Origin of the sequence: Polymorphobacter multimanifer (assembly GCF_014205635.1) — a bacterium.
In the GTDB taxonomy this organism is placed as follows: Bacteria; Pseudomonadota; Alphaproteobacteria; order Sphingomonadales; family Sphingomonadaceae; genus Sandarakinorhabdus; species Sandarakinorhabdus multimanifer.
On record NZ_JACIIV010000006.1, the window covers coordinates 1 to 22,940 of the forward strand.

The following is a 22,940-nucleotide window of genomic DNA, read 5'->3' on the forward strand; positions in this document are numbered from 1 at the left end:
CCGATCGAGCGCCTCAACGGCGAGATCAAGCGGCGAACCAATGTCGTCGGCATCTTTCCCAACGAGGACGCCATCACCCGCCTCGTCGGCGCCATCCTGCTCGAACAAAACGACGAATGGGCTGTCCAGCGCGCCCGCTACATGACACTGGAAAGTGTGTCGCAAATGAGCGATGATCGCACCGTCACGCTGTCATCCATGGCAGCATGATCAACCCGGCCAAGCCGGAGATCAAAGCGGCGAGACCGCGAACCTACACCACGCTGTGGGACACGATCGACCGCAAGGCGCACCGATCATTTGATGGCGCGTGCACAGCGCCGCGCCGCCACTTGGGCGCATTGGCACGACCCGGTCATGCACCCCGACGCGACAGCGTTTTTCTGGTTGCCGGTCGCTGGCTCAAGCGGCGACCGGCGCCGCCTGCGACACTCTGCCGCAGCGCAATGGTGACACATGTGTGACAGCTTCTGTCACTGGGGAAGACAAAATAAAAATAAAATTGCGTAATAAAGGTTGTCAGTAGTCTTTTAGTACCTTTCTTCTTTTTTTTGGGGGCCCTGAATATGGTGATAGCGCTTGGTTGCGTGGGTAAATCCGCGCGCCTCATGGGTGTGAGTTTCTGGGCGCTGGCAGCGGGGGCTGTGCAGGCGCAGGTTGTACAGGCGCAGGTTGTGCAGGCGCAGACAGCAGTGACGACGGCAGCGGCGGCCGAGCCGGCCGGCATCGGCGAAGAGATCATCGTCACGGGTTCGCAGATCAGGGGCGGCAAGAACACGGGTGCGACCCCGCTCAGCATCATCGGGGTCGAGCAGATCCAGGCCGTGGCCGCGGTGTCGGGCGCGGATCTTTATCGTTCGATCCCGCAGCTGGGTGCGGTGACCTTCAACGAGCAGGTGCTGGGTGGCGGCAACGCCAATGCGGCGCGCGGTGACGTGTCCACGGTCAGCCTTCGTGGTCTGGGGCAGGGAAACACCCTGCTCATGATCAACGGTCGTCGTACCGTTCTGCACCCGACCTCGCAGGCCATCACCGGCGTGATCGATTCGGGGGTGCCGACGTTCGGGTACAATTCCAACACCATTCCAGTCGGCGCGGTCAGCCGGGTTGAAGTGCTGCTCGATGGTGCTGCGGCGCTGTACGGATCGGACGCGGTGGCCGGTGTCGTCAACAACGTGCTGAGATCCGACTTCAAGGGGCTGAAGATCGATGGCCAATATGGCGGTGCGGAGGGCACCAGCTTGCGGGAATGGCAAGTCAATGCGCTGGCCGGCACCGATTTCAACGAAGGCCGGGGCAATATCTCGCTGTTTGTCGGCTATGCGCAAAAGTCCAAGCTGTTCCTGCGGGACCAGTCGTACACGGCAAATCTCGACCGCCGGCCGCTTGTGGCGGGCACGCCATTTGCCAACAATGCCGCGTTCAACGGTACGGCGACCGGGGCGCCCTGGGGCACGTTTCGCGCGTCGGGTGCGGGTATCCTGACCACCAACGGCACGCCGCTGACAAACGCCTCGCGGCAGTTCCACACCCAGCCGACCACAAACCCGGGCTGCCGGGTCGGAACCGCCACGACGGGAGCCTGCTATGATGATGGCGTGGGCACGACCGAGATGGCCAATGTCGACGCCAATCTCCGCTTCGATTCGGCGCTGACCTTTCCGGACATCACCACCCAGCCTTCGGTGCGGCGTATCAACGCCTTCTCGTTCCTCAACTATGAGCTGACCGACAATCTCGATTTCTTCGGCGAGGTCGGCTTCTACCGCGGCAAGACCGCATCGACGGTCAGCTCGCTCGGCTCGCTTGCAAACATCCCGATCACGGTGTCCCCCACCGCGTTCTGGAACCCGCTGGGCGCTGTCGGCTCACCCAACCGGCTGCCGGGGCTGAACATTCCCGATGCCGGGCTGCCGGTGACGATCGTCAGCCTCAACTATGTCGATGCCGGAACCCGCGAAGTCGTGGTGACCAATTACCAGTATCGCTTCCTGGCCGGGCTGAAGGGCAACTTCGGCAACTGGAACTGGGAATCGGCTGGCCTTTATACATGGGCGACCGCCGCCGACGCTTCGGAAGGGCTCTCCAACACGGCATTGCAGGCGGCGATCAACCGGACCACGCCTGACGCCTATAATCCGTTCAACGGCGGCAATCTGACGACGCCGAACATCGGCGACGGGGTGGCCAACCCGCAGGCCACGATCGACAGCTTCAAGATCGTGGCGACGCGGGCCACCAAGACAACGCTGGGGCTGTGGGATCTGCGCATTTCGAACAACAAGCTGTTCGAGATCTGGGGTGGCAACAGCATCGGGATTGCGGCCGGGATCGAGTATCGGCGCGAGACCTACAGCGACAATCGCGACGCGCGGCAGGGTGGCATTCGTGGTGTGGATATCACCTACACCGATTCCGTGACGGGCGTTTTCCTTGGCTCCGACTTGACCGGCGCCAGCCCGAGCCCGGACGTGGCCGGAGAACGCAATGTGAAATCGGCCTATGCCGAATTGGCCATTCCGTTGATCAATCCCGACATGGAAATCCCCATGTTCCGCTCGTTGGACCTGCAGGCGGCGGGGCGTTATGAGAATTACAGCGACGTCGGCAGCGTGGCGCGGCCGAAGTTTGCCGGCTCGTGGGAAGTGACCGAGGGGCTGAAGTTCCGCGGATCCTGGTCGCAGGGCTTCCGGGCACCTAACCTCGAGGTCATCAACACCGCCACGCTCGACCGGGTGAATGGCGGGATCGAGTACACGCTCTGCGAAGCCGACCTTCGTGCCCGACGGATCACGAGTTTTGCCACATGCAACCGCCCGGTTTCGGTGCTGCGGCGCAGCGGCGGCAACCCGAACCTCGATCCCGAGGAATCGACCAGCTGGAACATCGGCGTGGTGCTGGCACCGCCGATGCCCGATGGCTGGGGAAACCTGACGCTGACGGTCGATCGTTGGCAGATCAAGCAGAAGAATGTCGTCGGGTTGTTCGATTTCCAGAACGGTCTCAACCTCGACTATCTGCTTCGCGTGGGCGGCAGCAGCAACCCCAATGTCAATCGCCAGGCGCCGACGGCGGATGATATTGCTGCAGTGGCCGGTACCGGGCTGGCGCCGGTGGGCCTGCTCAACTTCGTCGTGGCGAACTTCGAGAATCTGCAGCCGGTGACGGTGAACGGTATCGACTTCAGTATCGATTATCAGCTGCGCACCGCTACGGTCGGCAACTTCACGGTCAATCTGACTGCATCCAAGCTGATCAACTATCTGGTTGTGGCGCCGCCTCCGGTGCAGGCGCTGCTCGATGCGCAGAGGGCCGGGCAGATCAATGCCGGCGTGCCGATCCTCGGCGGCGGCGATGTGGTGGGCATCGATGGCCAGCCGCGCTGGCGCCTTGCGGCGAACGTCACCTGGTCGATGGGGGCGTTCTCGGTCGGGGCGTTCACGCAGTTCATCGATGATGTGGTGCAGAATGCGGTGCGTGATGCCAACGCCAATCCGTTCCTCGTCAAGGGCCAGACGACGGTCAATTTGTTCCTGCGCTATGCGTTCGAGAACGAAGGCTGGCTGAAGGGCACGGCGATCACCGTCGGTGCGCGAAACCTCTTCGACAAGAACCCGCCGCTGGCCTCCACCGGCTATCTGTCGAACCTGTATGTACCCCAGGCGCGCTACTGGTATACCAACGTCTCCAAGACCTTCTGATGATGCCGGCAGGCGACGCGATGCGTCGCCTGCCGCATGAGGACAAACACATGACCAACAGGCAGGATGACGCGCAGGGGCAGCTGAGCCGGCGCGAAATGGCAGCATTGGCGCTGGGCGGCGCTGCCATGGTGGCCGTCACCGGCCCGGCGGCGGCCCAGACGGCAGCCCAGACGGCGGCAACACCCGTGCAGCGCGCCCCCGCGATCGAGCCGACGCGGCTGGTGAGTGCGGGCGAGACGCTGCGGCCCGAGATCGTCGGGGATTTCGGGATTGTCGCCGCTGGGCGGCACTATGCGGTCGCGGCGGGGATTCGGATGCTGATGGCGGGCGGCAACGCCACCGATGCAGGGGTGGCGGCGGTGTTCGCGGCGGCCGTGACCGAGATTTCGCACTTCGGCTTCGGCGGTGAGGCGCCGACGATCATCCATGATGTGGCGACGAAGAAGACCAGCGTCATCAGCGGTCAGGGCCCGGCACCCGGGCTGGCAACGCCGGACAAGTTTGCGGCCCAGGGCGTGATCCCGGGCAATGGGCCGAACGGCGGGACGATCCCGGCGGTGGTCGATGCGATGGCGCTGGCGTTGCAGCTCAATGGCACGATGACGCTGGACGCGGTGATGGCGCCGGCCATCGAGCTGGCGGACGGGTTCGTGATGTACAACTTCCTCGCCGAAGTGTTCGAGAGCCAGCAAAAGGCGACGTCGAAATACAAGACGGCCTATGACACCTATTATCCGGGCGGTGCGCTGCCGAAGACGGGCGAGATCTTCCGCCAGCCCAACCTCGCGCGGACGATGCGGACTGTCGCGGACGCCTGCAAGGCGGCGACGGCGCGCGGTGTGGATCGCAAGGCGGCGATCCAGGCGGGGCGCGACGCGTTTTACAAGGGCGACATCGCGCGGCGGATCGGGGCGGCGATGGAGGCCGATGGCGGGCTGATGCGCTATGACGACCTGGCGCGCTACAAGGGCAAGGTCGAGGCGCCGGCGATGACGAGCGTGTTCGGCTATGAGGTGTGCAAGGGCGGTTTCTGGAGCCAGGGGCCGGCGATGCTGATGGCGATGAACATCGCCGAGGCGGCGGGCATCGGCAGCATGGTGCCGGGGTCGGACGCCTATCTCCACACCGTCGCGGAGGCGATCAAGCTGGCCTTCGATGACCGCAACATGTTCTTCGGCGATCCGGACTTTGCGACCGTGCCGACGAAGGGCCTGCTCTCCAAGGCCTATGCCGCCGAGCGGGCGAAGCTGATCGGGCCGATGGCCTCGCTGGAGCATCGCTTCGGCAACCCCTGGGCCCATGAAGGCCGGGCCCGGACCACGCCGGCGTTCACGCCGCACATGCTGGCGCGCAAGGGCGGGCCAAGCGCCGACACCACCGCGATCGAGGTGGTGGACAAGGCCGGCAACCTGTTCAGTTGCACGCCAAGCTCGGGCTGGCTGCTCGGCGGCGCCTATATCGCAGGCGATACCGGCGTGCCGATGAGCAACCGGCTGACGATCTTCGACCTCGATCCGACCAGCCCCAACGTCATCGCCCCCTACAAGCGGCCGCGCACGACGCTGAGCCCGAGCATGGTGCTGAAGGACGGCGCACCGTTTCTGGCGATCGGCACGCCAGGCGGAGACAATCAGGACCAGCAGATCATGAATGTGCTGCTGCGCGTTCTTGCCTTCGGCCAGCCGCTGCAAGCCGCAATCGAGGCGCCGCGCATCAACTCGAACCACTTCCACGGCTCCTTCGCGGTGAAGAAGGATGAGCCCGGCGTGCTCGAAATCGAGGACCGCGTTCCGGCCGACGTGCGCGCCGCGCTGACGGCGCGCGGCCACAAGCTCGATGTGCTGGGGCCGTTCGGCGTGTCCACGGGCATCGTCGCCGTGGGCGTGGTGCCGGGGCCGGGGACGCTGCGCGGCGGGGCGGACGTGCGCCGCGAACGCTATGTGATGGGCTGGTAGCCGCCAGGTGAGAGGGACGGGATGATGATGCGCGCTATGGGGTTGCTGGCGGTATTGCTGGCAAGTGGAGCAGCAATTGCGGCGCCGACGATGCTGCCGCCGCCCGGCGAGGCCGAGCGCATTGCATTCGATGTGAGCCAGGGCACATCGATGTCGGTCTCGGCCTCTCCCGATGGCCGGATGCTGGCGATCGATTTGCAGGGCAGCCTGTGGCTTGTGCCGGCGGCGGGGGGGCGGGCGACGCTGATCACCGACCATTTCAACGATGCCCGCCAGCCGGCCTGGTCCCCCGATGGCAAGCGTCTGGCTTATTTCGGCTACCGCGAAGGCGGCTATGACCTGTGGACGGTCGATGCCGATGGCAGCAACCCCCGCCGGCTGACCGATGGCGCCTATGATGACCGCGAGCCGGCCTGGTCCCCGGACGGCAGGATGATCGCCTTTGCCTCGGATCGCACCGGGCCGGGGGAGGCGGCGTACAATATCTGGACGCTCGACCTGGCGAGCGGCGCCCTGAAGCAGGTGACGAACACTGCAGGCGAGGACCGGATGCCGAGCTGGTCCCCCGATGGTCGCGAGCTGGCCTATGCCAGCGCGCGCGGCGGCAAGACAGCACTTTGGGCGACGACGCTCGCCACCGGCGCCGAGCGATCGCTGCGGGCGGTGGAGGGCCAGCGGCTGGAGGCGCCGAGCTGGGGGCCGGACGGACGGCTGGCCTATGTTGCCTCGGACGCCGCGAGCAGCCGGCTGGAGATTGATGGGACGGTCGTATCGGGCAAGGAGAATGTGTTTCCGTTCCGTGTTTCATGGGCAGGCAAGGGCTTTCACTATGTGTCGGACGGGTTGATCCGGCGGCGCGATGGCGGGACGGTGAAGACCGTGCCGTTTCAGGCGCGGCTCGATGTAAGCATTCCGCGCTATGCGCGTGCGAAGCGCGATTTCGACAGCACCGCACCGCGCAAGGCGCTGGGGATCGTCAAGCCTGCCCTTTCACCCGATGCCAGCCAGCTGGCGTTCGTGGCGCTGGGGGATGTGTGGCTGGTGCCGGTGGCGGGGGGCAAGCCGGTCAATCTCACCAATGATGCAGCACTCGATGCCGATGTTGCCTGGTCCCCCGATGGCAAGTCGCTGGTCTATACCTCCGACAAGGCGGGGGGGCTGCCGCAGCTTTACATTCGTGACGTTGCGGCGGGCACCGACCGGCAGTTGACGCGGCTCGATACCCAGCCGCTGGGGGCGGCATGGAGCCCCGATGGCACGCGCATCGCCTTCATCGATGTCGATGGCATGTGGGGCGTTGCCGGGGTGTGCTTCGTCGATGTGGCGACGGGCAAGGTCACGCGGTTGCAGGCGTCGCTCGGCCAGCCGGGCTCGCCGAGCTGGTCCGCCGACGGGAAGCATCTGGCGATTGCGCTGTCGTACAAATATTCGGCGAGTTTTCGCGAGGGCACCAACCAGCTGCTGATCATTCCGACCGATCCGGCGCAAAAGCCCTTCTGGCAGATTCCGGCCACCAATGTGTCGATGGACACGCGCGGCGGCGGCGGGCCGGCCTGGTCTCCCGATGGCACCAAGATGGCGGCGATCTATGATGGCGTGCTGAAGATCTGGCCGGTGGGAGCGGGCGGCACCACGCTGGGGCCACCGCGGAGCTATTCGTCGGAGATCGCCTATTTTCCGAGTTGGGCCGCGGATTCAAGGCACCTTACCTACCAGTCTGCGGAAAAGGTGATGCTGCTCGACATCGAGACGGGGGTATCGCGCGAAATCCCGATCGACCTGCAATATCGGCTGCACAAGCCCGAGGGACGGACGATCGTGCGGGTGAGCGGGCTCATCGATTCGGTGAGCGATGCGACGCAGCGGAACAAGGACATCATCATCGAGGGCAATCGCATCGTCGCCATCGAGGACAGTGATCCGGCGCGGGCGACCACGGGGCGGTTCATCGATGGCACCGGGCTGACGGCGATCCCCGGGCTCATCGAGCATCATGCCCATGCGCAGAAGGATTTCGGCGCCAATGCGCACCGCGCCTGGCTTGCCTATGGCATCACCACGCTGCGGGACCCCGGCAACCAGCCCTATGACGGGGTCGAGGACCGCGAGGCGGCGGAGGCTGGGGTTCGGGTTGGGCCGCGCGTCTATACCAACGGCCCGCTCTACGAGTGGCAGCGCGTCTATTACAAGATGGGGGTGGCGGTTTCGGGGCCAGCGCATCTGGAGCGCGAGCTCGATCGGGCACGACGGCTGAAATATGACGTGCTGAAGAGCTATGTGCGGATGCCGGACCTTTACCAGCGCCGCATCGTGGAGGCGGCGCATGCGATGGGCGTGCCCGTTACGGGGCACGAGATTTATCCTGCGGCCTATACCGGTGTGGATGCGACCGAGCATCTGGGTGCCACCAGCCGACGCGGCTACTCGCCCAAGCAGGGGCCGATGGCGATGGCCTATGAGGATGTCATCCAGTTGTTCGGCAAGAGCCGGCGGGTGCTGACGCCGACCAACTTCGGCGCGCTGATCGGCTATCTGGAGAAAACCCCGGCGCTGAAGGACGACCCGCGGCTGTCGCTCTATCCAGGCTGGGCGCAGACGAGCGTGCGCCAGCCCAACCCGATGTTTGCGCAGCTGCGCGGTGCCAGTTTTGCCGGAGCCCTGAAATCGTTGAAGGCGATCCATGATGCCGGGGCGATGATCACCGCCGGTACGGATTCTCCGATCGCGCTCAATTTGCACGCGGAAATTGCGTCCTATGTCGATGCAGGGCTCACGCCGTTCCAGGCGTTGCAGGCGGCGACGGTGACGCCGGCGCGGGCGCTCAACCTCGATGCCGGCACGCTGGAGGCGGGGAAGCTGGCGGATATCGTGCTGGTGGCCGGCGACCCGCGTGCCGACATCGGCAACACCGTGAACACCCGGATCGTCATCAGCAACGGCCGGGTGTTCATGGTGGACGAGCTCGTCAGGATGGCGGCGCCGCCGGCACCCTGAGCGAGGGTCAGGCAGCCGGCGCGGTCTCGGGCATGTCGGCCAGCATGGTGCGGTGCGATTCGACCTTGGGCAGCGTCTCGCGGGCAAAGGTGGAGAGGCCGTCGGGCGCATCGCTGCGGTTGCTCATGGCGCGGTGGAGGTTGGCGGCCTCGGTGTGGGCAGCGAGCTGCTGCTGGCGGTAGAGGCGATCGAAGCTGCCATCATTGGACTGGCTCGCCGCCTGGAGCGCCTCGATTTGCTGGGCGTGGCGCGGGATCATGTCGGTGGGCAGGGGCAGCTGTGCCGCACTGGCGATCGGCGTGAGCTGGGCGGTGGTCGCCTCATGATCGATGATCATCTGCTGGGCGAAGGCGCGCAGGCCGACATCGCGGCTGTGCTGGAGGGCGAGACGGCTCGATTCGATCTCGTACTTGTCCCCGGAGGCGGCGTTGGTGACATAGGTTGCCGGGGTGATGGCGGCATCGGCGGTGGTGTCGGTGGTGGTGACGCCGTTGACCGTTGCCGTGGTGCCCGCATCGGTGGTGGTCACGTCGACATCGGTCGCGCCGGTGCGGTTGGGATCGCTGCCATCGCTGGTACCGCCGCATGCGGCGAGGGTGAACGCCGAGGCGAGAAGCAGGGCGATGCGCGCCTTGGGCGCTGGACGGTGGGGGGTGGTGGTCATCGGATGTGCCTTTTCGGAAGGACGGGGTGTTGCGATTCAATCCGATGTCGGCAAAACGGTTCCTTGGGCGATCAGGGCCAGAATTGCCTGGTTGCGATGGCAGCACCTTCGGCCAGAGCGGCCATCTTGGCCCAGACGACGCCAGGCTCGACGCCGCCCGAGCCGGCGTGGATCGAGAAGCCGCAATCGACGCCGGCCATCACATTGTCCCGGCCCACGAGATTGGCGTAGCGGCCGATGCGCTGGGCGATAAGCTCGGGGTGCTCGATATAGCCCGACTGGCATTCGACGACGCCGGGGATGAGCATCTTGCCTTCGGGGAGGCAAACCTGCTGGAACAGCTCGAATTCGTGCGCGTGGCGGGGGTTGGCGGCCTCGAACTGGATGGCGTGGGGGCGGGCGGTCCAGACGAGGTCGATGATATCGCGGAGCGGCACGTCGCAATGGTGGGGGCCGGGGTAGTTGCCCCAGCAGAGGTGCATGCGCATCCGGTCGGGCGCGATGTTGCGGGTGGCGTGGTTGAGCGCGGCGATGTTGAGCGCCATGCGCTCGCGGAACTGGGCGAGGCTGAGATCGCGGAACTGGGTGTGGCGACCCATGGCGAGATCGGGGCAATCGACTTGCAGGATGATGCCGGCTTGCGTGATCGCTTCATATTCGTGGCGCAGGCCTTCGGCGAGCGCGAAGAGATAGTCCTCGTCGGTCGCATAGAAATCGTTGCGGAAAAACAGCGCGGTGACGCCGGGGGAAGCCGCGCTCATGAAGGCGGTGCGACCGGGGTGCTTGGCGATGGCGGTGTTGAGGGTGGTCGCATCCTCGTGGACGGCGTCCATGTCCTTGACGGTGATCGGGGCGTTGCAGGCGGGGGTCTTGCGGTGCTTGCGGCCGGTGTCGGCGAAGATGCGTGCCTTGACGCCGGGGAAATCCTCGATGTCCTGGAAGACATAGGAGGTGCCGGTGCCGCCGAAGCCGTTCAGCCGGTCCTTGATATAGGTGGCGTAGCTCGGCTTGGATTGTTCGCCGTCGTTGATGATGTCGAGGCCGGCGGTGGCCTGGGCGGTGACGACATCGTCGACCGCCTGGTGGATGCGGGTGGTGAGGGCGGCGGTGTCGACGGCCTCGCCTTCCTCGCGGGCGACGATGAGATCGAGCAGATCGTCGGCGCGGGGCAGGCTGCCAACGTGGGTGGTGAGGAAACGACCTGAATTCATGCGGTTTCTCCGTCGAAGTCGATGGCGGCAGCAGCGGCACCCGACATGATGAAGCCGATGGGGCGCTCGCTTTCTTCCTGCAGATGGGCGATCAGGCTGGCGGTGCGGGCGAGGAGCGAGATGCCCTTGAGTGCTGCCAAGGGGAAGCCGACATCGAGCATGACGGCGGGGATGGCGCCGTTGACGTTGATGGGGAGCGGCCGGCCGTGCGATTGGGGCAGGGCGGCGGATATGGCGCGGAGTGCGGCGATATGGGGGCCCTCGATATTGTGCTCTGCCGCCAAGGAAAGCAGCAGGTTGGCGCGGGGATCGCCGTCGCTGTGCTGGGGGTGGCCGAAGCCGGGGACGGGCTTCTTGCTGGCACGCAGATCCTTGAGGAGCGGCAGCGGATCGCCGCCGGCGGCGACGACTTCGGCGAGGAAGCGGCCGGCGACTTCGGCACTGCCGAGGACCACCGAGCCGCAGCCGAGCAGGCCGGCGGCAACCGCACCATGGAAGGCTTCGGGGGCGGCGGCATAGGTCATGCGGGTGGCGACGACGCTGGGGACCAGCCCGTGCTCGGCGATGGCGGCGAGGACGGCGTTGGCGAAGAAGGTCTGGGTTTCCGTTGGAGTCTGGCCGGTGACGAGGAGCCAGAAATAGCTGGTGAAATCCATCTTTCCAATGACTTCGCCGCAGAGATCATGGCCGCGCACGGTGATGTTATGAGCGTCGGATGTGCAAATGGCGGTGAATGGCGCGTCCTGCTTGCCGATGCGCATGAGCCTCTCCCGGTTTTTCGATTTTCGAACTTGTTTTCGTTATGCGAATATCTTAGAGAAACACAAGAATTTTTCGCGCATGATATTGCGCATTTCGGGTGCTGTTGGATTGGCACGGAAACTGCATGGTCCAGACGGGCATGGGACGAGGGAGTAGGGCGATGGCGTTGCCACTGGCGGGGGTCAAGGTGCTTGAAATGGGCACGTTCATCACCGGGCCGGCCGCAGGGATGATGCTCGCCGACCTGGGTGCCGAGGTCATCAAGATCGAGCAGACGGGGACGGGCGATCCGTTCCGGGCTTTCCGGGGCGGGCTCTATTCGCCGCACTTCCAGACGTATAATCGCAACAAGAAATCGGTGACGCTCGACACGCGCAAGGCGGAGGATCTGGCGTCATTCGATGCGCTGCTGGCCGATGCCGATGTCTTCATCCAGAACTTCCGGCCCGGGGTGGCGAAGAAGCTGGGCGTCGATGCAGCGCGCCTGCAGGGGCTGAACCCGCGGCTGGTCTATGGGTCGATCTCGGGGTTCGGCAGCTCGGGGCCTGACCGCGACCGGCCGGCGTTCGATACCGTGGCGCAGGCGGCTTCGGGGTTCTTGCGGCTGCTGCTCAACCCTTCGAAACCGCGCGTGGTGGGGCCGGCGATTGCCGATGCGATGACGGGGTTCTATGCAGCACAGGGCATTCTGGCTGCACTTTACGAGCGGCAGGTGACGGGGCGGGGGCGGCTGGTCGAGACGTCGATGTTCGAGGCGATGGCGCATTTCAACCTTGATGATTTCACGCATCTGCTGTCCGACGAGCAGCATATGGGGCCGTACAGCCGGCCGCATGTGTCGCAAAGCTATGTGTTTGAATGTGCAGATGGAAAATGGCTGGCGCTGCACATGTCGAGCCCGCCGAAATTCTGGGAAAACCTGGCGCTGGCGGTCGAGCAGCCCGACATGCTGGCGCAGCCGGCCTTTGCCAGCCGCGAGGCGCGGATCGCGCATTATGAGGATGTGGTGCCCTTTCTGGCGCCGATCTTTGCCGGCCGCAGCCGCGCGGCGTGGCTGGCGCGGCTGACCGACCTCGAAGTGCCGAGTGCTGCCGTGGCGACGTCGGCCGAAGTGCTGGCGAGCCCGCAGGCCGAGCATCTGCAGCTGATGGTGTCGGCGCCCGGGCCGATGGGCGAATTCCGCACCATCCGCTCGCCGATCAGCTTCGATGGGGAGCGCAATCTGCAAGTGACGGCACCGCCCTTGCTGGGGGCTGACAACGCGACGATTCTGGGCCAGAAACCGGAGAGGTGAAAGACCCCGAATATCTCTCGACGCTCGAACGCGGGCTTTCGGTGCTGCGGGCGTTCGATGCCGCACACCCTGAAATGGCGCTTTCGGAAGTGGCGATCGTGACCGGGCTTTCCCCGGCGGTGGCGCGGCGCTGCCTCAACACACTGGTATCGCTTGGTTATGTGGCGCAGGTGGGGCGGCGATTTCTGCTGCGGCCCGAGGTGCTGAGCTTCGGATCGGCGTATCTCTCCTCGATGAATATCGAGCAGGTGGCCGCACCGCCGCTGCAGAGCCTGCGCGACCAGACCGGCGATTCGGCGAGCCTGGCGGTGCGATCGGGGCGCGACATCCTCTATGTCTGCCATATCCCGACGCAGCGGCGCATCCGGCTGGGGGCGGGGGTGGGGACGCGGTTTCCGCTCCATGCCACGTCGATGGGCAAGGTGCTGCTAGCGTTCCAGGGCGAGCGATTTGTCGAGGAATTTCTGGGTGGTGGCGCGCTGGCACGGATGACCGAGCGGACGATCACCGACCCCCAGGCGTTTCGCGAGCGGCTGGAGGCGATTGTCGACCGCCATTATGATTCCGCACTCGACGAGCTCGATTACGGCATCGTGTCGGTGGCGGTGCCGGTGTTCGATGCCGATGAGCGGGTGGTGGCGGCGATCAATTGCTCGACTTCGACGACGCGCATCTCGCAGGACGAGCTGGTGCGGACCCGGCTGCCGCTGCTGCGCGAGGCAGCGCGGGCGATCGAGGACGAATTGCGCCGCTGGCCGATGCTGGCGCGGTCGCTGGCGGCGAAATAGCCGCCGGTTGTTGGCCCGTTCCGGGCGACGGGCGAAATCCTGAGGCTTTGCAGGTGGCGGGAACCCTCCCCCGGCCCCTCCCTGGGAGGGACGGGAGAAGAAGGGGGGTGGCTGAGGGGTGTTCAGGGGGTGTCTAAGGGCATTTTTGCGCTGTTTTCGGCCGAGATTTTGTCGCCATTCACACTAGAGAAATTCGTATATCGAACTTGACTTCGCATTGCGAATTCAGCATAGGCCGGAATGACCTGCCAGCAGATCGGGAGCCCGTGCGGCGCAATTCCGGCTGTGGATGATGGCAGCGCGCTTCTGGGGGATGATTGCCATGGCCAAGCTTCGACTGTTTGCAGCCCTTCTTGCCGGTTCGGCGCTGGCGATGGGTGCGGCCCGGGCGCAGGAAGCGCCGACGGTGGAAGAGGGTGCCGGCGAGATTCCGGGGGAGATTATCGTCACTGCCACCCGGCGCGCGGAATCGCTGCAGGATGTGCCGGCGTCGATCACTGCCTTCAATGCCGAGACGATCACTGCCGCCGGCATCGAGCGGCCGGGGGACTTCATCGGGCTGACTTCGAACGTCAATCTGATCGAGACGCAGAACGCCGGCAATGCGTTCGTGATCATCCGCGGCATCAGCCAGAACCGCAACTCCGAGCCTTCGGTGGCGGTGGTCGTCGATGGCGTGCAGCAGGTGAACCCGGCGCAGTTCAACCAGGAGCTGGTCGATGTGGCGCAGATCGAAGTGCTCAAGGGGCCGCAGGGCGGGCTCTATGGCCGCAACGCCATCGGGGGTGCCATCATCATCACCTCCAAGGCGCCGACCGACGAACTTTCGGGCAAGCTGACCGCCGGCATCGACAATGGCTTCGGCTATTATCTGCGCGGGAATTTGTCGGGGCCGCTTTCGGACACGCTCAAGTTCCGCGTGGCGGGCAGCTGGTATGATACCAATGGCTTCATTCCCAACACCTTCCTCGGCGAGGATGCCGACCCGGTGAAGGATCTGAACCTGCGCGCCAACCTGCTCTGGGAGCCGACGCCCGAGTTGACATTCGACTTGCGCGGCTCGGTCGGGCTGCTCAAGACCCAGGCCTTCTACTACAACATCGTGAATGACGTGAACGACACCTCGCTGCCGGTGCGGGTGAACAATGCCGGGCAGAACGACCGCGACCTCTACAATGTGGCCCTGCGCGTCACCCATGAAAGCGACATCGGCACGTTCGCCTCGGTGACGAGCTATGACAAGGTGACCGAGATCCTGACCGGCGATGCCTTCGACTTTCTGCCGATCCCCGAATCCTTCTTCTTCAACCTGTTCGAGTCGATCTTCGGGCCGGGCAATGGCTTCGACCTCAACCAGAGCCAGTATCTCGATGTGAGCGCGGTCAGCCAGGAGCTACGCTATGAATCGCCCGCTGACGGGCCGCTGCAGGTGATCGCCGGCGGCTATGCGATCGGCACCAAGCGCTACATCTCGACCGGCAATCTGATCGACACCGGCCAGGGCGTGTTCCCGGTGTTCCGCGTGCCCTCGACCAACCCGATCAATCCGCAATTCTCCTTCCTCGCCGATGATGGCGACAATTTTGCCTGGGCGCTGTTCGGCAATGTGATCTGGAAGATCAATGACCAGCTGCGCTTCGATGGGTCGCTGCGCTACGACCGCGACCGCCGCGACAACACCACGCTGACCCCCACCGCCTTCCTGCCCAACCTGCCCGGCTTCCCGCCCGCCACCACCGGCGAAGTGCGCCGCCGGGTGTTCTCGGCCTGGCAGCCCAAGGCGACGCTGACCTGGAAGCCGGTCGATGAAGTGACGCTGTTCGGCGGCTGGTCACGCGGCTTCCGTTCGGGTGGCTTCAACCAGACCGGCGTGGGTGCCATCGCTGCCGGCAACGGCATCGTCGGCGTGGGCGATATCTTCGAGGCCGAAGTGGCGGAAACCTTCGAAATCGGCGCCAAGACGCAGACCTCCGACCGGGCGCTGACCTTCAACCTCGCCGCCTATACCACCAAGTCGGAAAACAGCTATTTCTTCGTCTTCCTCGCCGCCAACTCGACGCAGAACCTCGGCAATGTGCCCGAAGCGCGGTTGAAGGGTTTCGAGGTCGATGCGACCTGGCGCGCGGCGCCTGGTCTGGATTTCATTCTGGGCTATGGCTACACCGACAGCGCCATCAAGCGCTTCGCCAATGCAGCCCTCATCGACAACAATTTGCCCGGGGTGAGCCGCTACACGCTCAACCTTTCGAGCCAGTACAAGGGCGACATCACCGACAGCGTGTCGCTGCTGGCACGCCTCGACTATCGCCGCACCGGGCGCACCTGGTTCGACATCGAGAACTCGACCTCGCGTGATCCGATCGACATCGTCGATGCGCGCGTGGGGATCACCAGCGGCGGGGTGACGCTGACGGGCTTTGCCTCGAACCTGTTCGACGAGCGGTACAATGCCGAGTTCTCGCCGGGCGGCTTCGTGTTCAAGGGGCGGCCGCGGCGGTTCGGGGCCGAGGTGAGTTTTGCGTTCTGATGATGGGGCCGGAGGTTCTTTTTGAAGAAAGGGCCTCCGGCGGCTGGGGCCTTGGGCCCCAGACCCCGTTTTGGAGGCGATGCTTTGTTCGGCGGGGTTCGCGCGCAGCGCAGTTGAATGCCTGCGGCGCGGGACCCGACTCCTCGGCTTGTACCGGCAAAATTCCAGGGGTCTGGGGCCGTCGGCCCCAGCCGCCGGAGGCATCTTTGCCTCGCCGAGAGCGGTGCGCGCGCTTCCAGCGGGCGCAGGTGGCGGCTATTGCGGTGAAGCGCTTTGGGTGAAGGAGGGGATGTGATGAGCCAGAACGTGATGGGGCTGATGAGGCCGAACCGGTTGCACCATACGGCCTATGTGTCGAAGGACCTGGAGGCGACGCGGGCGTTTTACGAGGATGTGATCGGGCTGCCGCTGGTGGCGACGTATACCGAGATGGACGAGCTTTTCGGCAAGGAGCGGACCTATTGCCATTGCTTCTTCGAGCTGGCGGATGGCTCGGCGCTGGCGTTCTTCCAGTTTGCCGATCCGGAAGACCAGGCGGAGTTTGGCCCCGAGCTGCCGACGAGCCCGTTCATTCATGTGGCGCTGCAGGTGACGCCGGACGCACAGGCCGAGATCGAGGCGCGGATTGCGGCGGCGGGGATTATCGAGCCCGACACTTATGTGCTCGAGCATGGCTATTGCCGCTCGGTGTATGTGAAGGACCCGAACGGGATGATCCTCGAGTTCACCCATGACGAGCCGGGTGCGGCGGCGGCGGATGCCGAGCGGCGGGCGACGGCGCGGGCCGAGCTGGCGCGCTGGCTGGGCGGCGACCGGCGCAACAACAACCCCTATCGCCACATCGCCTGAGCGGCTGATGCGCGGCGTGGCGGGGGGTGTATGGCCCGGCGCCGTGGAAGGTGAGGTGCCCGTGGCGGGCGGGGTGCTGCCGGTCGCGGTGCTGGGCGATGCGAGGGCGCCGGCGCTGCTTATGCTGCATGGCTGGACGCTCGACCGGCGGATGTGGGCGCTGCAGGCGGGGCTGGCGCGGGATTTTCGGCTGGTGGCGTTCGACAGGCGGGGTTTTGGGGAATCGACGGCGCCGGCGGACCTGGCGGCGGAGCCCGACGATGTGCTGGCGGTGGCGGATGCGCTTGGGGTGGCGCGGTTTCATCTGATCGGCAACTCGCAAGGGGGGAAGGTGGCGCTGGCGGCGGCGACGAAGGCCGGCGAGCGGGTGCTTTCGGTGATCGTGCAGGGGACTGCGCTCGATGGGGTGATGGCGGCGGATGAGGCGGTACCGCTGGCGGCGATGCGGGCGGACATGCGGCGCGGCGATGCGATGACGATGCGGGCGCGCTGGGCGGGGCATCCGCTGACGCGGGTGGCGGCGGGGCCGGCGCGGGCGCGGCTCGACGCGATGCTGGCGGCGTATGACGGGCGCGATCTGCTCAGCGCCGGGCGGCCGCTGCAGGTGGGGGCCGATGTTGTGGCGCGTATCGGCGCTCCGGTGCTGGCGCTGGTGGGGGCCGATGACACGCCGCAGCGGCGGGCGAATGCGGATGCGCTGGCGGCGGCGGGGGCGGCGCTGCGGGTGCTGCCGGGCGGGCATTTGTGCGGGATGGAGGAGCCGGCGGCGTTCGATGCGGCGGTGCTGGATTTTGCCGGTCAGGCGAGTGCCTTGGCGTAGGCGGCTTCGGTCGCCTGGCCGCAGGCGGCCCAGCTGAAGGCGGCGAGGCGCGTGCGGCCGGCGGCGATGAGGGCGGGGCGATTGTGGAGGGCGCGCTCGATGGCGGCGCCGAGGGCGGCTGGATCGGCGGTTTCGGCATATTCGGCCGCGGCGCCGCAGACTTCGGGGAGCGAGGCGACGCGGTGGACGACGACGGGCGTGCCCGCGGCCATGGCTTCCAGTGGCGGGATGCCGAAGCCTTCGTAGAGCGAGGGGTACACGAAGGCGGCCGCACCGGCGTAGAGGCTGGCGAGGGTGGCATCGTCGGCGCTGCGCTGCTGGACGCGCGGCGCAAGGCCGAGGCGGGCGAGGTTGGCGGCTTCGGTTTCGGTGAAGGCGCCGCCGCCGACGGCGATGAGATCGAGATCGGCGAGGGCGGGGGTGGCGGCAAGGGCTTCGATGAGCCCGGCGAAGTTCTTGTAGCCGGCGCGGGGGCCGACGTGGAGCAGATAGGGGCGCTTGTGGGTGTGCGGGGGCGCTGCGGCGAAGGCGGTATCGAAGCCGAGCAGGGTGACGCTGGTCTTGCCGCGGGCCTGGGGGAGCATGGCGAGCACATCGGCCTCGGTGCTGGCGGAATTGCAGAGGATGTGATCGGCAGCTTCGACCGCGGCGGCCTTGGCGGCGGCGGTGGGATCTTTGGCGGGGAAGCTTTGCGGGAATTTCTCGTGGATCATGTCGTGGACGGTGAGCAGCTTGCGGGCGCCGCGAGGGGCGGCGCTGGGGGCATAATAGGTGGCGTGGACGATATCGGGGCGCGTTGCGGCGATGAGGGCGGGGGCGAGGGCGGCGCTGGCGGCGCGGGCGAGGCGGCCCTGCCAGCGGCCGGGGGGGAGATGGCGACCGGTGACGAGGCCGGGGGGAAGCTGGGCCAGGTAGCTGTTGATGTGGAGGGGGGCGATGATCTGGGGCGTGTGGCCGAGTGATGCGAGGGCGGGGGCGAGGCGTGCGATGTAGCGCGAGATGCCGCCATGCGCCTGGGTGGCGAAGATCTGATGGTCGAAAGCGATGCGCATGGGGGTGGTTGCGCCCGAATGGACAGGGTTCGTCAACGCAAAACTGCTGGCGGTGGGAGTGCCTGCGCTCATAAGAGGGCGCATGGGACGTGATTTGCATCTGGTACGGCAACTGCCGGTGTTCGGGCTGTTGGCGGTGGCGTTGGCCTGGGCAGGGCTGGCAGTGGCACAAAGCTGGCCGCAGGTGCAGCCGCTCGATGTGCTGCCGCCGGCGGCGGTGGCACTGCTGGCGCTGGCGCTGCTGGCGCAGGGGTTGAGCCGGGGGCGTGGGAATGGGCGCGGTGCGGCGCTGGCGGAGGTGCGCGGCGAGGCGGAAGCGCTCGAGGCGGTGCTGGCGCGGATTGAGGCGGGGCTGGATGTGGTGGCGGCGCGGACGAACGCGCTGGCGGCCGAGCTGCATGGGAGAGGCCCGGCGCTGGGGGGCCAGGTGGCAGCACTTGCGCGCCATGCCGAGACCGTGGCGGGTGCCGGCGAGCGGCTGCAGGCGGCTATCGTGCCGGTGCTGGCGCAGCTGGAGGCTTCGGGGGGGCAGGTGCGGGACATGGAGGCAACGCTGACGGCGCTGGCGGCGCGCAGTGCCGCGGTGGCCGAGGGCGAGACGCGGCTGCACGACCTGGCGCGAGCGCTGGAGGCGGAGCTGGGGCGGGCGCAGCAAGGGCTGGCGGACATCGAGACGGCGGCCGAGCGGCTGGCGGGGCCGCTGGGGACGATTCGGGCGGCTGTGGACGCGACCGAGGCGCGCGAGCGGAGCAGCTTGGCGCGCGATGCGAATGCGTTGATGACGCGGCTGGGGAGCGACACGGCGGAGCTGGCGGGGCTGCTGGCGCTGCCGGTGCCCGAGGCGGTGTGGCAGGCGTGGCTGCGGGGCGACCGCACGGCGCTGCCGCGCAGCGTGCGGGCGCTGCTGGGCGAGGCGGACCAGCGGATGCTGGCGCGGCACCTGGCGCATGATCCGGCGTTCCGCACGGCGGCGTTGCGGTTTCTGGATGGCTTCGAGGCGATGGTGGCGCGGCTGCTGGGGGACCGGGACGGCGAGGCGCTGGCGGCGACGATGCTCAGCGGGGACTTTGGCGCGCTGTATGTGCGGCTGGGGGAGGCCGCGGGGCGGTTGCCCGATCAGGCCTGAAGGCTGTTCATCGCGATATCGTGGGAGAGGACGACACGATCTTCTGCGTCGAGGATCTGGGCGCCGATGGTGCGCTTGTCCCAATCGAGGGTGAGGAGGCCGATGTTGTTGGCTGAAAAGCTGGGGCCGAGGCGGTTGGGGCCGGCTTCCTCGCGGTGGGGACCGTTATTGCCCATGTTGAAGGATGAGGCGGTGATTTCGGTGAGGGGATAGGGCAGGCCGCGCGCTTCCTGGTAGATGCCGGCGCGGTGGCGATCGCCCGAGACGAGGATGACGCCGTTTGCGCGGGTTTTGGCGAGCAGGGCGTAGAAGCGGGCGCGCTCGGCGGGGAAGAGGCGCCAGCATTCATAGCCATGGCCATCGGCGATGAGCTGGTATGAGGTGACGATGATGCGGATATCGGCGGGCTGCATGAGCTGGGCTTCGAGCCAGGCCCATTGGGCGGGCCCAAGCACGGTGCGCGATGGATCGGGGTTTTCGACCCAGGCTTCGCGGCCGGGGGCGCCGCGTTCGGGGGTTGGGGTCCAATCGTCGCGGAAGCTGCGGGTATCGAGCAGGATGGTCTGCACGCGCGCACCGGTGGGGCCGGTGATGGCGCTCTCGTAGATGCCGCCGGTGGTGCGACGGGGGCTGGCGGCGGGGACATCCCAGAAATCGAAGAACAGCGGGCGCGACTGGTTTTTGTAGGCATAGGTGGCGCCGGCATCGTTGAGGCCGAAATCATGATCGTCCCAGGTGGCGGCGATGGGGACGGCTTCGCGGAAACGCCGGTAATCGGGGCGGGCGAGGGCGGCGGCATAGGCGGCGACGAGCTCATCGAGATCGGGGGAGCGGGTGTCTCCATAGACATTGTCCCCCATGAACAGGAACAGCTGGGGGTTGGTGCGCAGAGCGGTGCCGAGCAGGGTGCCGGGGCGGTTCTGGTTGAAGCACGAGCCGAGGCCGATGCGGGTGAGCAAGGTGTCTGGCGCCAGCGTGGGCGCCTTGGGGATGCTGAGGCGGCCGGCGAGGGTGGGGAAGCTGGGGCCTGACGTGGTGCAGCCGGCGAGGGCGGTGGTGGCGGCTATGCTGCCGAGGAAGGTGCGTCTGGTCAGCATGTGCGGTGCCCCTGTTGGTGGGGCGGTTGAAGCAGGGGTTTGTGACAGGGGTGTGAATTGTAGGAGGTCGCAATTCTGAACGGGGGGGAACCATTTCGCGTGTCGGGCATTCTGCCTGTGCCTGCCCTTGTTGGTGGCAGCGCGCGGCTGTGCATCACAGTCATCGAGGGGGAGAGCAATCATGGGCCGGGACGCGCACAGGATCGAAGATATCGGGCCGAAGCCGCAGGCGTTCGACATCGAGCAGGCGACGCAGGACAACACCGATTATCGTTCGGTGGCGTGGAGCGGGCGGTATCTGCAGGTGACGCTGATGTCGATTCCGGTCGGCGAGGATATCGGGCTGGAAGCGCATCCCGAAACCGACCAGTTCCTGCGGCTCGATGCCGGCAAGGGCCGTGTGCAGATGGGCCCGGCCAAGGACGAGCTGACCTTCGACCGGGAAGTGTCCGACGGCTGGTGTGTGCTGGTGCCGGCGGGCGCCTGGCACAACATCACCAACATCGGGGACACGCCGATGCAGGTCTATGCCATCTACGCCCCCGTGCACCATGCGCCGGGCAGGGTGCACGAGACGGCCGAGATCGCCGAAGCGGATGAGGATGACGACGAGCCGGCGAGCTGGTCGGTGCAGCCGGCGAAGGTGGCTGACAAGCACGGGTGATCGCGCGGCTTTGTCAGCCGGGTGTCGGCTTTGGGGCTGTCGGGCACCCGTCTGATCCTGTTCAAAGGGTGGGCGCGCTTCATGCTGTTTGTGCGGCGGCCGGCAAAGGCTGTGGAGCCGAAAGCGTCATAAGGGGGCTTGATTGTATGGCGCGGGTGGGTTGTGGGGGAGTGTTCGGGCAGTGATGGCGTCTGCCCGGTTGGCAGCGCACCCCTTGCGGACACCGTTCAGCTTTGGACAGATACCCCCGGCACGTTCTAACTCGCAAGGTTCCGACCTGTCACATTTTTAGCATCGTAATGCGACAGATCGTGTAAATTTGCGTAGAATGCTACATGCCGAAAGGCGATTCATGTTGGGGGTGAGTTTGTTCGGCCTATGACTCGCAGCGATTTAGTTGTCTCGCTCGTACGCGCTGGCGCAGCCGGCGATAGAGAAATGCTGCGTGCGACTGCAGAAGCCTTGATGGCGGATGAACGTGCAAAAAATCATCACATCGTTGCCGATCGCCTGCAGCGTGCCTTGTCTGCAGTACCAATAACGCCGCCGGCGCTTACAAGTGCGCAGTTGCATGCGACGTCAAATAACGGACGAGATACGATACTAGAACTCGTCCCCCGGATACGCCTAGACGAATTGATTCTCCCGCTGCCGGTCAGAGAGAGTGGCCGCCAGTTAGTTAGTGAGCATGCGCGAGCAGATGTGCTGCGGGCTCATGGCTATGAACCTCGTCATCGCATTTTGCTGTCGGGACCACCAGGAAATGGCAAGACATCCTTTGCCGAAGGGGTGGCGGAAGCCCTAGCGCTGCCATTTTTTGTTGTCCGGTATGATGCGTTGATTGGCAGTTATCTAGGCGAAACCAACGCGCGGCTTCGGCGGCTTTTCGATTATGTCAGGACTCAGCCATGCGTGTTGTTTTTCGATGAATTCGATGCGATCGGCAAAGAGCGGGGAGACACTCACGAGACAGGTGAGATCAAGCGTGTCGTGTCATTCCTTTTGCAGCAACTTGACCAGCTTCCAAGCTACGTTCTCGTCGTTGCGGCGACTAATCACGGGGAGCTACTCGATAGTGCTGTTTGGCGCCGCTTTCAAATGAGGCTGTCGTTTCCTTCTCCGGATCGGAAAATGATCACGGCATTTTTAGATCAAATTATTGAACGCTGGCCGGAACGTCCTAGATTGCAGCCGTCGCGAATTGCAGGCAAGCTTGGGTATGTAAGCTATGCCGAAGCACTTGATTTTTGTCAGAACGTGCGTCGGCGGCAAATTTTGGGTTTGGGGGAGTTAGGCATTGAAGAAGCGTTGCAACTGGAAATTGGCCTGTGGTCTTCTCGCGTAACGCCTGAAGCACTCAATGCCGAGCGATCCCACCAAGCCGCTGCTGAGGCTCGTTCCTCAAGCTGACCAACCCCGTCCTACCGGCGTGC

The 22,940-nt window shown here is 65.7% G+C and carries 17 protein-coding genes; 12 read left to right on the forward strand and 5 right to left on the reverse strand.

The genetic code is table 11. The annotated features are described in order from the left end of the window. From FHS79_RS04660 to FHS79_RS04675, 4 genes are all read left to right on the forward strand, one after another. On the forward strand, positions 1–210 hold a 210-nt coding region (locus FHS79_RS04660; protein ID WP_184196157.1), incomplete at its 5' end, for a transposase. A 398-nt stretch (positions 211–608) separates the two neighbouring features. Further along, a complete protein-coding gene (locus FHS79_RS04665; RefSeq protein WP_184196493.1) occupies positions 609–3,701 on the forward strand; it encodes a TonB-dependent receptor domain-containing protein in 3,093 nt (1,030 codons plus the stop codon). Positions 3,702–3,751: 50 nt separating this feature from the next. Continuing rightward, positions 3,752–5,659 carry a gamma-glutamyltransferase family protein gene (locus tag FHS79_RS04670; protein WP_184196160.1) on the forward strand — a complete coding sequence of 636 codons (1,908 nt, stop codon included), beginning with the start codon at positions 3,752–3,754 and terminating at the stop codon, positions 5,657–5,659. Positions 5,660–5,680: 21 nt separating this feature from the next. After that, complete coding sequence (locus FHS79_RS04675; protein ID WP_243452659.1) at positions 5,681–8,653, forward strand: amidohydrolase family protein; 2,973 nt, start codon at positions 5,681–5,683, stop codon at positions 8,651–8,653. A gap of 7 nt (positions 8,654–8,660) precedes the next feature. Here FHS79_RS04675 and FHS79_RS04680 read toward each other — a convergent pair whose 3' ends face one another. The 3 genes from FHS79_RS04680 to FHS79_RS04690 all read right to left on the reverse strand — a co-directional run bounded on the left by FHS79_RS04680 (position 8,661) and on the right by FHS79_RS04690 (position 11,289). After that, positions 8,661–9,317, reverse strand: coding sequence for a DUF4142 domain-containing protein (locus FHS79_RS04680; RefSeq protein ID WP_184196163.1), 657 nt, complete (start codon positions 9,315–9,317; stop codon positions 8,661–8,663). Between the two features lie 71 nt (positions 9,318–9,388). Further along, positions 9,389–10,528, reverse strand: coding sequence for a cobalamin-independent methionine synthase II family protein (locus tag FHS79_RS04685; protein ID WP_184196166.1), 1,140 nt, complete (start codon positions 10,526–10,528; stop codon positions 9,389–9,391). Beyond that, positions 10,525–11,289, reverse strand: coding sequence for a citryl-CoA lyase (locus FHS79_RS04690; protein ID WP_184196169.1), 765 nt, complete (start codon positions 11,287–11,289; stop codon positions 10,525–10,527). Before FHS79_RS04690 ends, FHS79_RS04685 begins: the two co-directional genes overlap by 4 nt. Positions 11,290–11,450: 161 nt before the next feature. Here FHS79_RS04690 and FHS79_RS04695 point away from each other — a divergent pair, with 161 nt between their 5' ends. The 5 genes from FHS79_RS04695 to FHS79_RS04715 all read left to right on the forward strand — a co-directional run bounded on the left by FHS79_RS04695 (position 11,451) and on the right by FHS79_RS04715 (position 17,568). Next, complete coding sequence (locus tag FHS79_RS04695) at positions 11,451–12,584, forward strand: CaiB/BaiF CoA transferase family protein (RefSeq protein ID WP_184196172.1); 1,134 nt, start codon at positions 11,451–11,453, stop codon at positions 12,582–12,584. Beyond that, on the forward strand, positions 12,581–13,372 hold the full coding sequence (locus tag FHS79_RS04700) for an IclR family transcriptional regulator domain-containing protein (protein WP_341534413.1): 792 nt from the start codon (positions 12,581–12,583) through the stop codon (positions 13,370–13,372). The genes FHS79_RS04695 and FHS79_RS04700 overlap by 4 nt, the downstream gene beginning before the upstream one ends. 322 nt (positions 13,373–13,694) lie before the next feature. Next, entirely contained in the window at positions 13,695–15,899 is a 2,205-nt protein-coding gene (locus FHS79_RS04705; RefSeq protein ID WP_243452660.1) for a TonB-dependent receptor, read from the forward strand. Positions 15,900–16,193: 294 nt separating this feature from the next. Further along, complete coding sequence (locus tag FHS79_RS04710; protein ID WP_243452661.1) at positions 16,194–16,748, forward strand: VOC family protein; 555 nt, start codon at positions 16,194–16,196, stop codon at positions 16,746–16,748. Between the two features lie 7 nt (positions 16,749–16,755). Continuing rightward, complete coding sequence (locus FHS79_RS04715) at positions 16,756–17,568, forward strand: alpha/beta fold hydrolase (RefSeq protein WP_184196175.1); 813 nt, start codon at positions 16,756–16,758, stop codon at positions 17,566–17,568. On the opposite strand, the gene FHS79_RS04720 is transcribed toward FHS79_RS04715, so the two are convergent. Beyond that, on the reverse strand, positions 17,547–18,620 hold the full coding sequence (locus tag FHS79_RS04720) for a glycosyltransferase family 4 protein (protein ID WP_184196178.1): 1,074 nt from the start codon (positions 18,618–18,620) through the stop codon (positions 17,547–17,549). The two genes, FHS79_RS04715 and FHS79_RS04720, sit on opposite strands and share 22 nt — an antisense overlap. 82 nt (positions 18,621–18,702) lie before the next feature. Here FHS79_RS04720 and FHS79_RS04725 point away from each other — a divergent pair, with 82 nt between their 5' ends. Next, on the forward strand, positions 18,703–19,746 hold the full coding sequence (locus tag FHS79_RS04725; protein WP_184196181.1) for a coiled-coil domain-containing protein: 1,044 nt from the start codon (positions 18,703–18,705) through the stop codon (positions 19,744–19,746). Here FHS79_RS04725 and FHS79_RS04730 read toward each other — a convergent pair. Next, positions 19,737–20,843, reverse strand: coding sequence for an alkaline phosphatase D family protein (locus FHS79_RS04730; RefSeq protein WP_184196184.1), 1,107 nt, complete (start codon positions 20,841–20,843; stop codon positions 19,737–19,739). The two genes, FHS79_RS04725 and FHS79_RS04730, sit on opposite strands and share 10 nt — an antisense overlap. Before the next feature lie 181 nt (positions 20,844–21,024). Here FHS79_RS04730 and FHS79_RS04735 point away from each other — a divergent pair, with 181 nt between their 5' ends. Both FHS79_RS04735 and FHS79_RS04740 read left to right on the forward strand, forming a co-directional pair. Beyond that, a complete protein-coding gene (locus FHS79_RS04735; RefSeq protein ID WP_184196187.1) occupies positions 21,025–21,507 on the forward strand; it encodes a cupin domain-containing protein in 483 nt (160 codons plus the stop codon). Positions 21,508–21,885: 378 nt separating this feature from the next. Next, the gene (locus tag FHS79_RS04740) at positions 21,886–22,917 is read left to right on the forward strand and encodes an AAA family ATPase (protein WP_184196189.1); all 1,032 of its coding nucleotides are present in this window, start codon (positions 21,886–21,888) and stop codon (positions 22,915–22,917) included. The last annotated feature ends 23 nt before the right edge of the window (positions 22,918–22,940 follow it).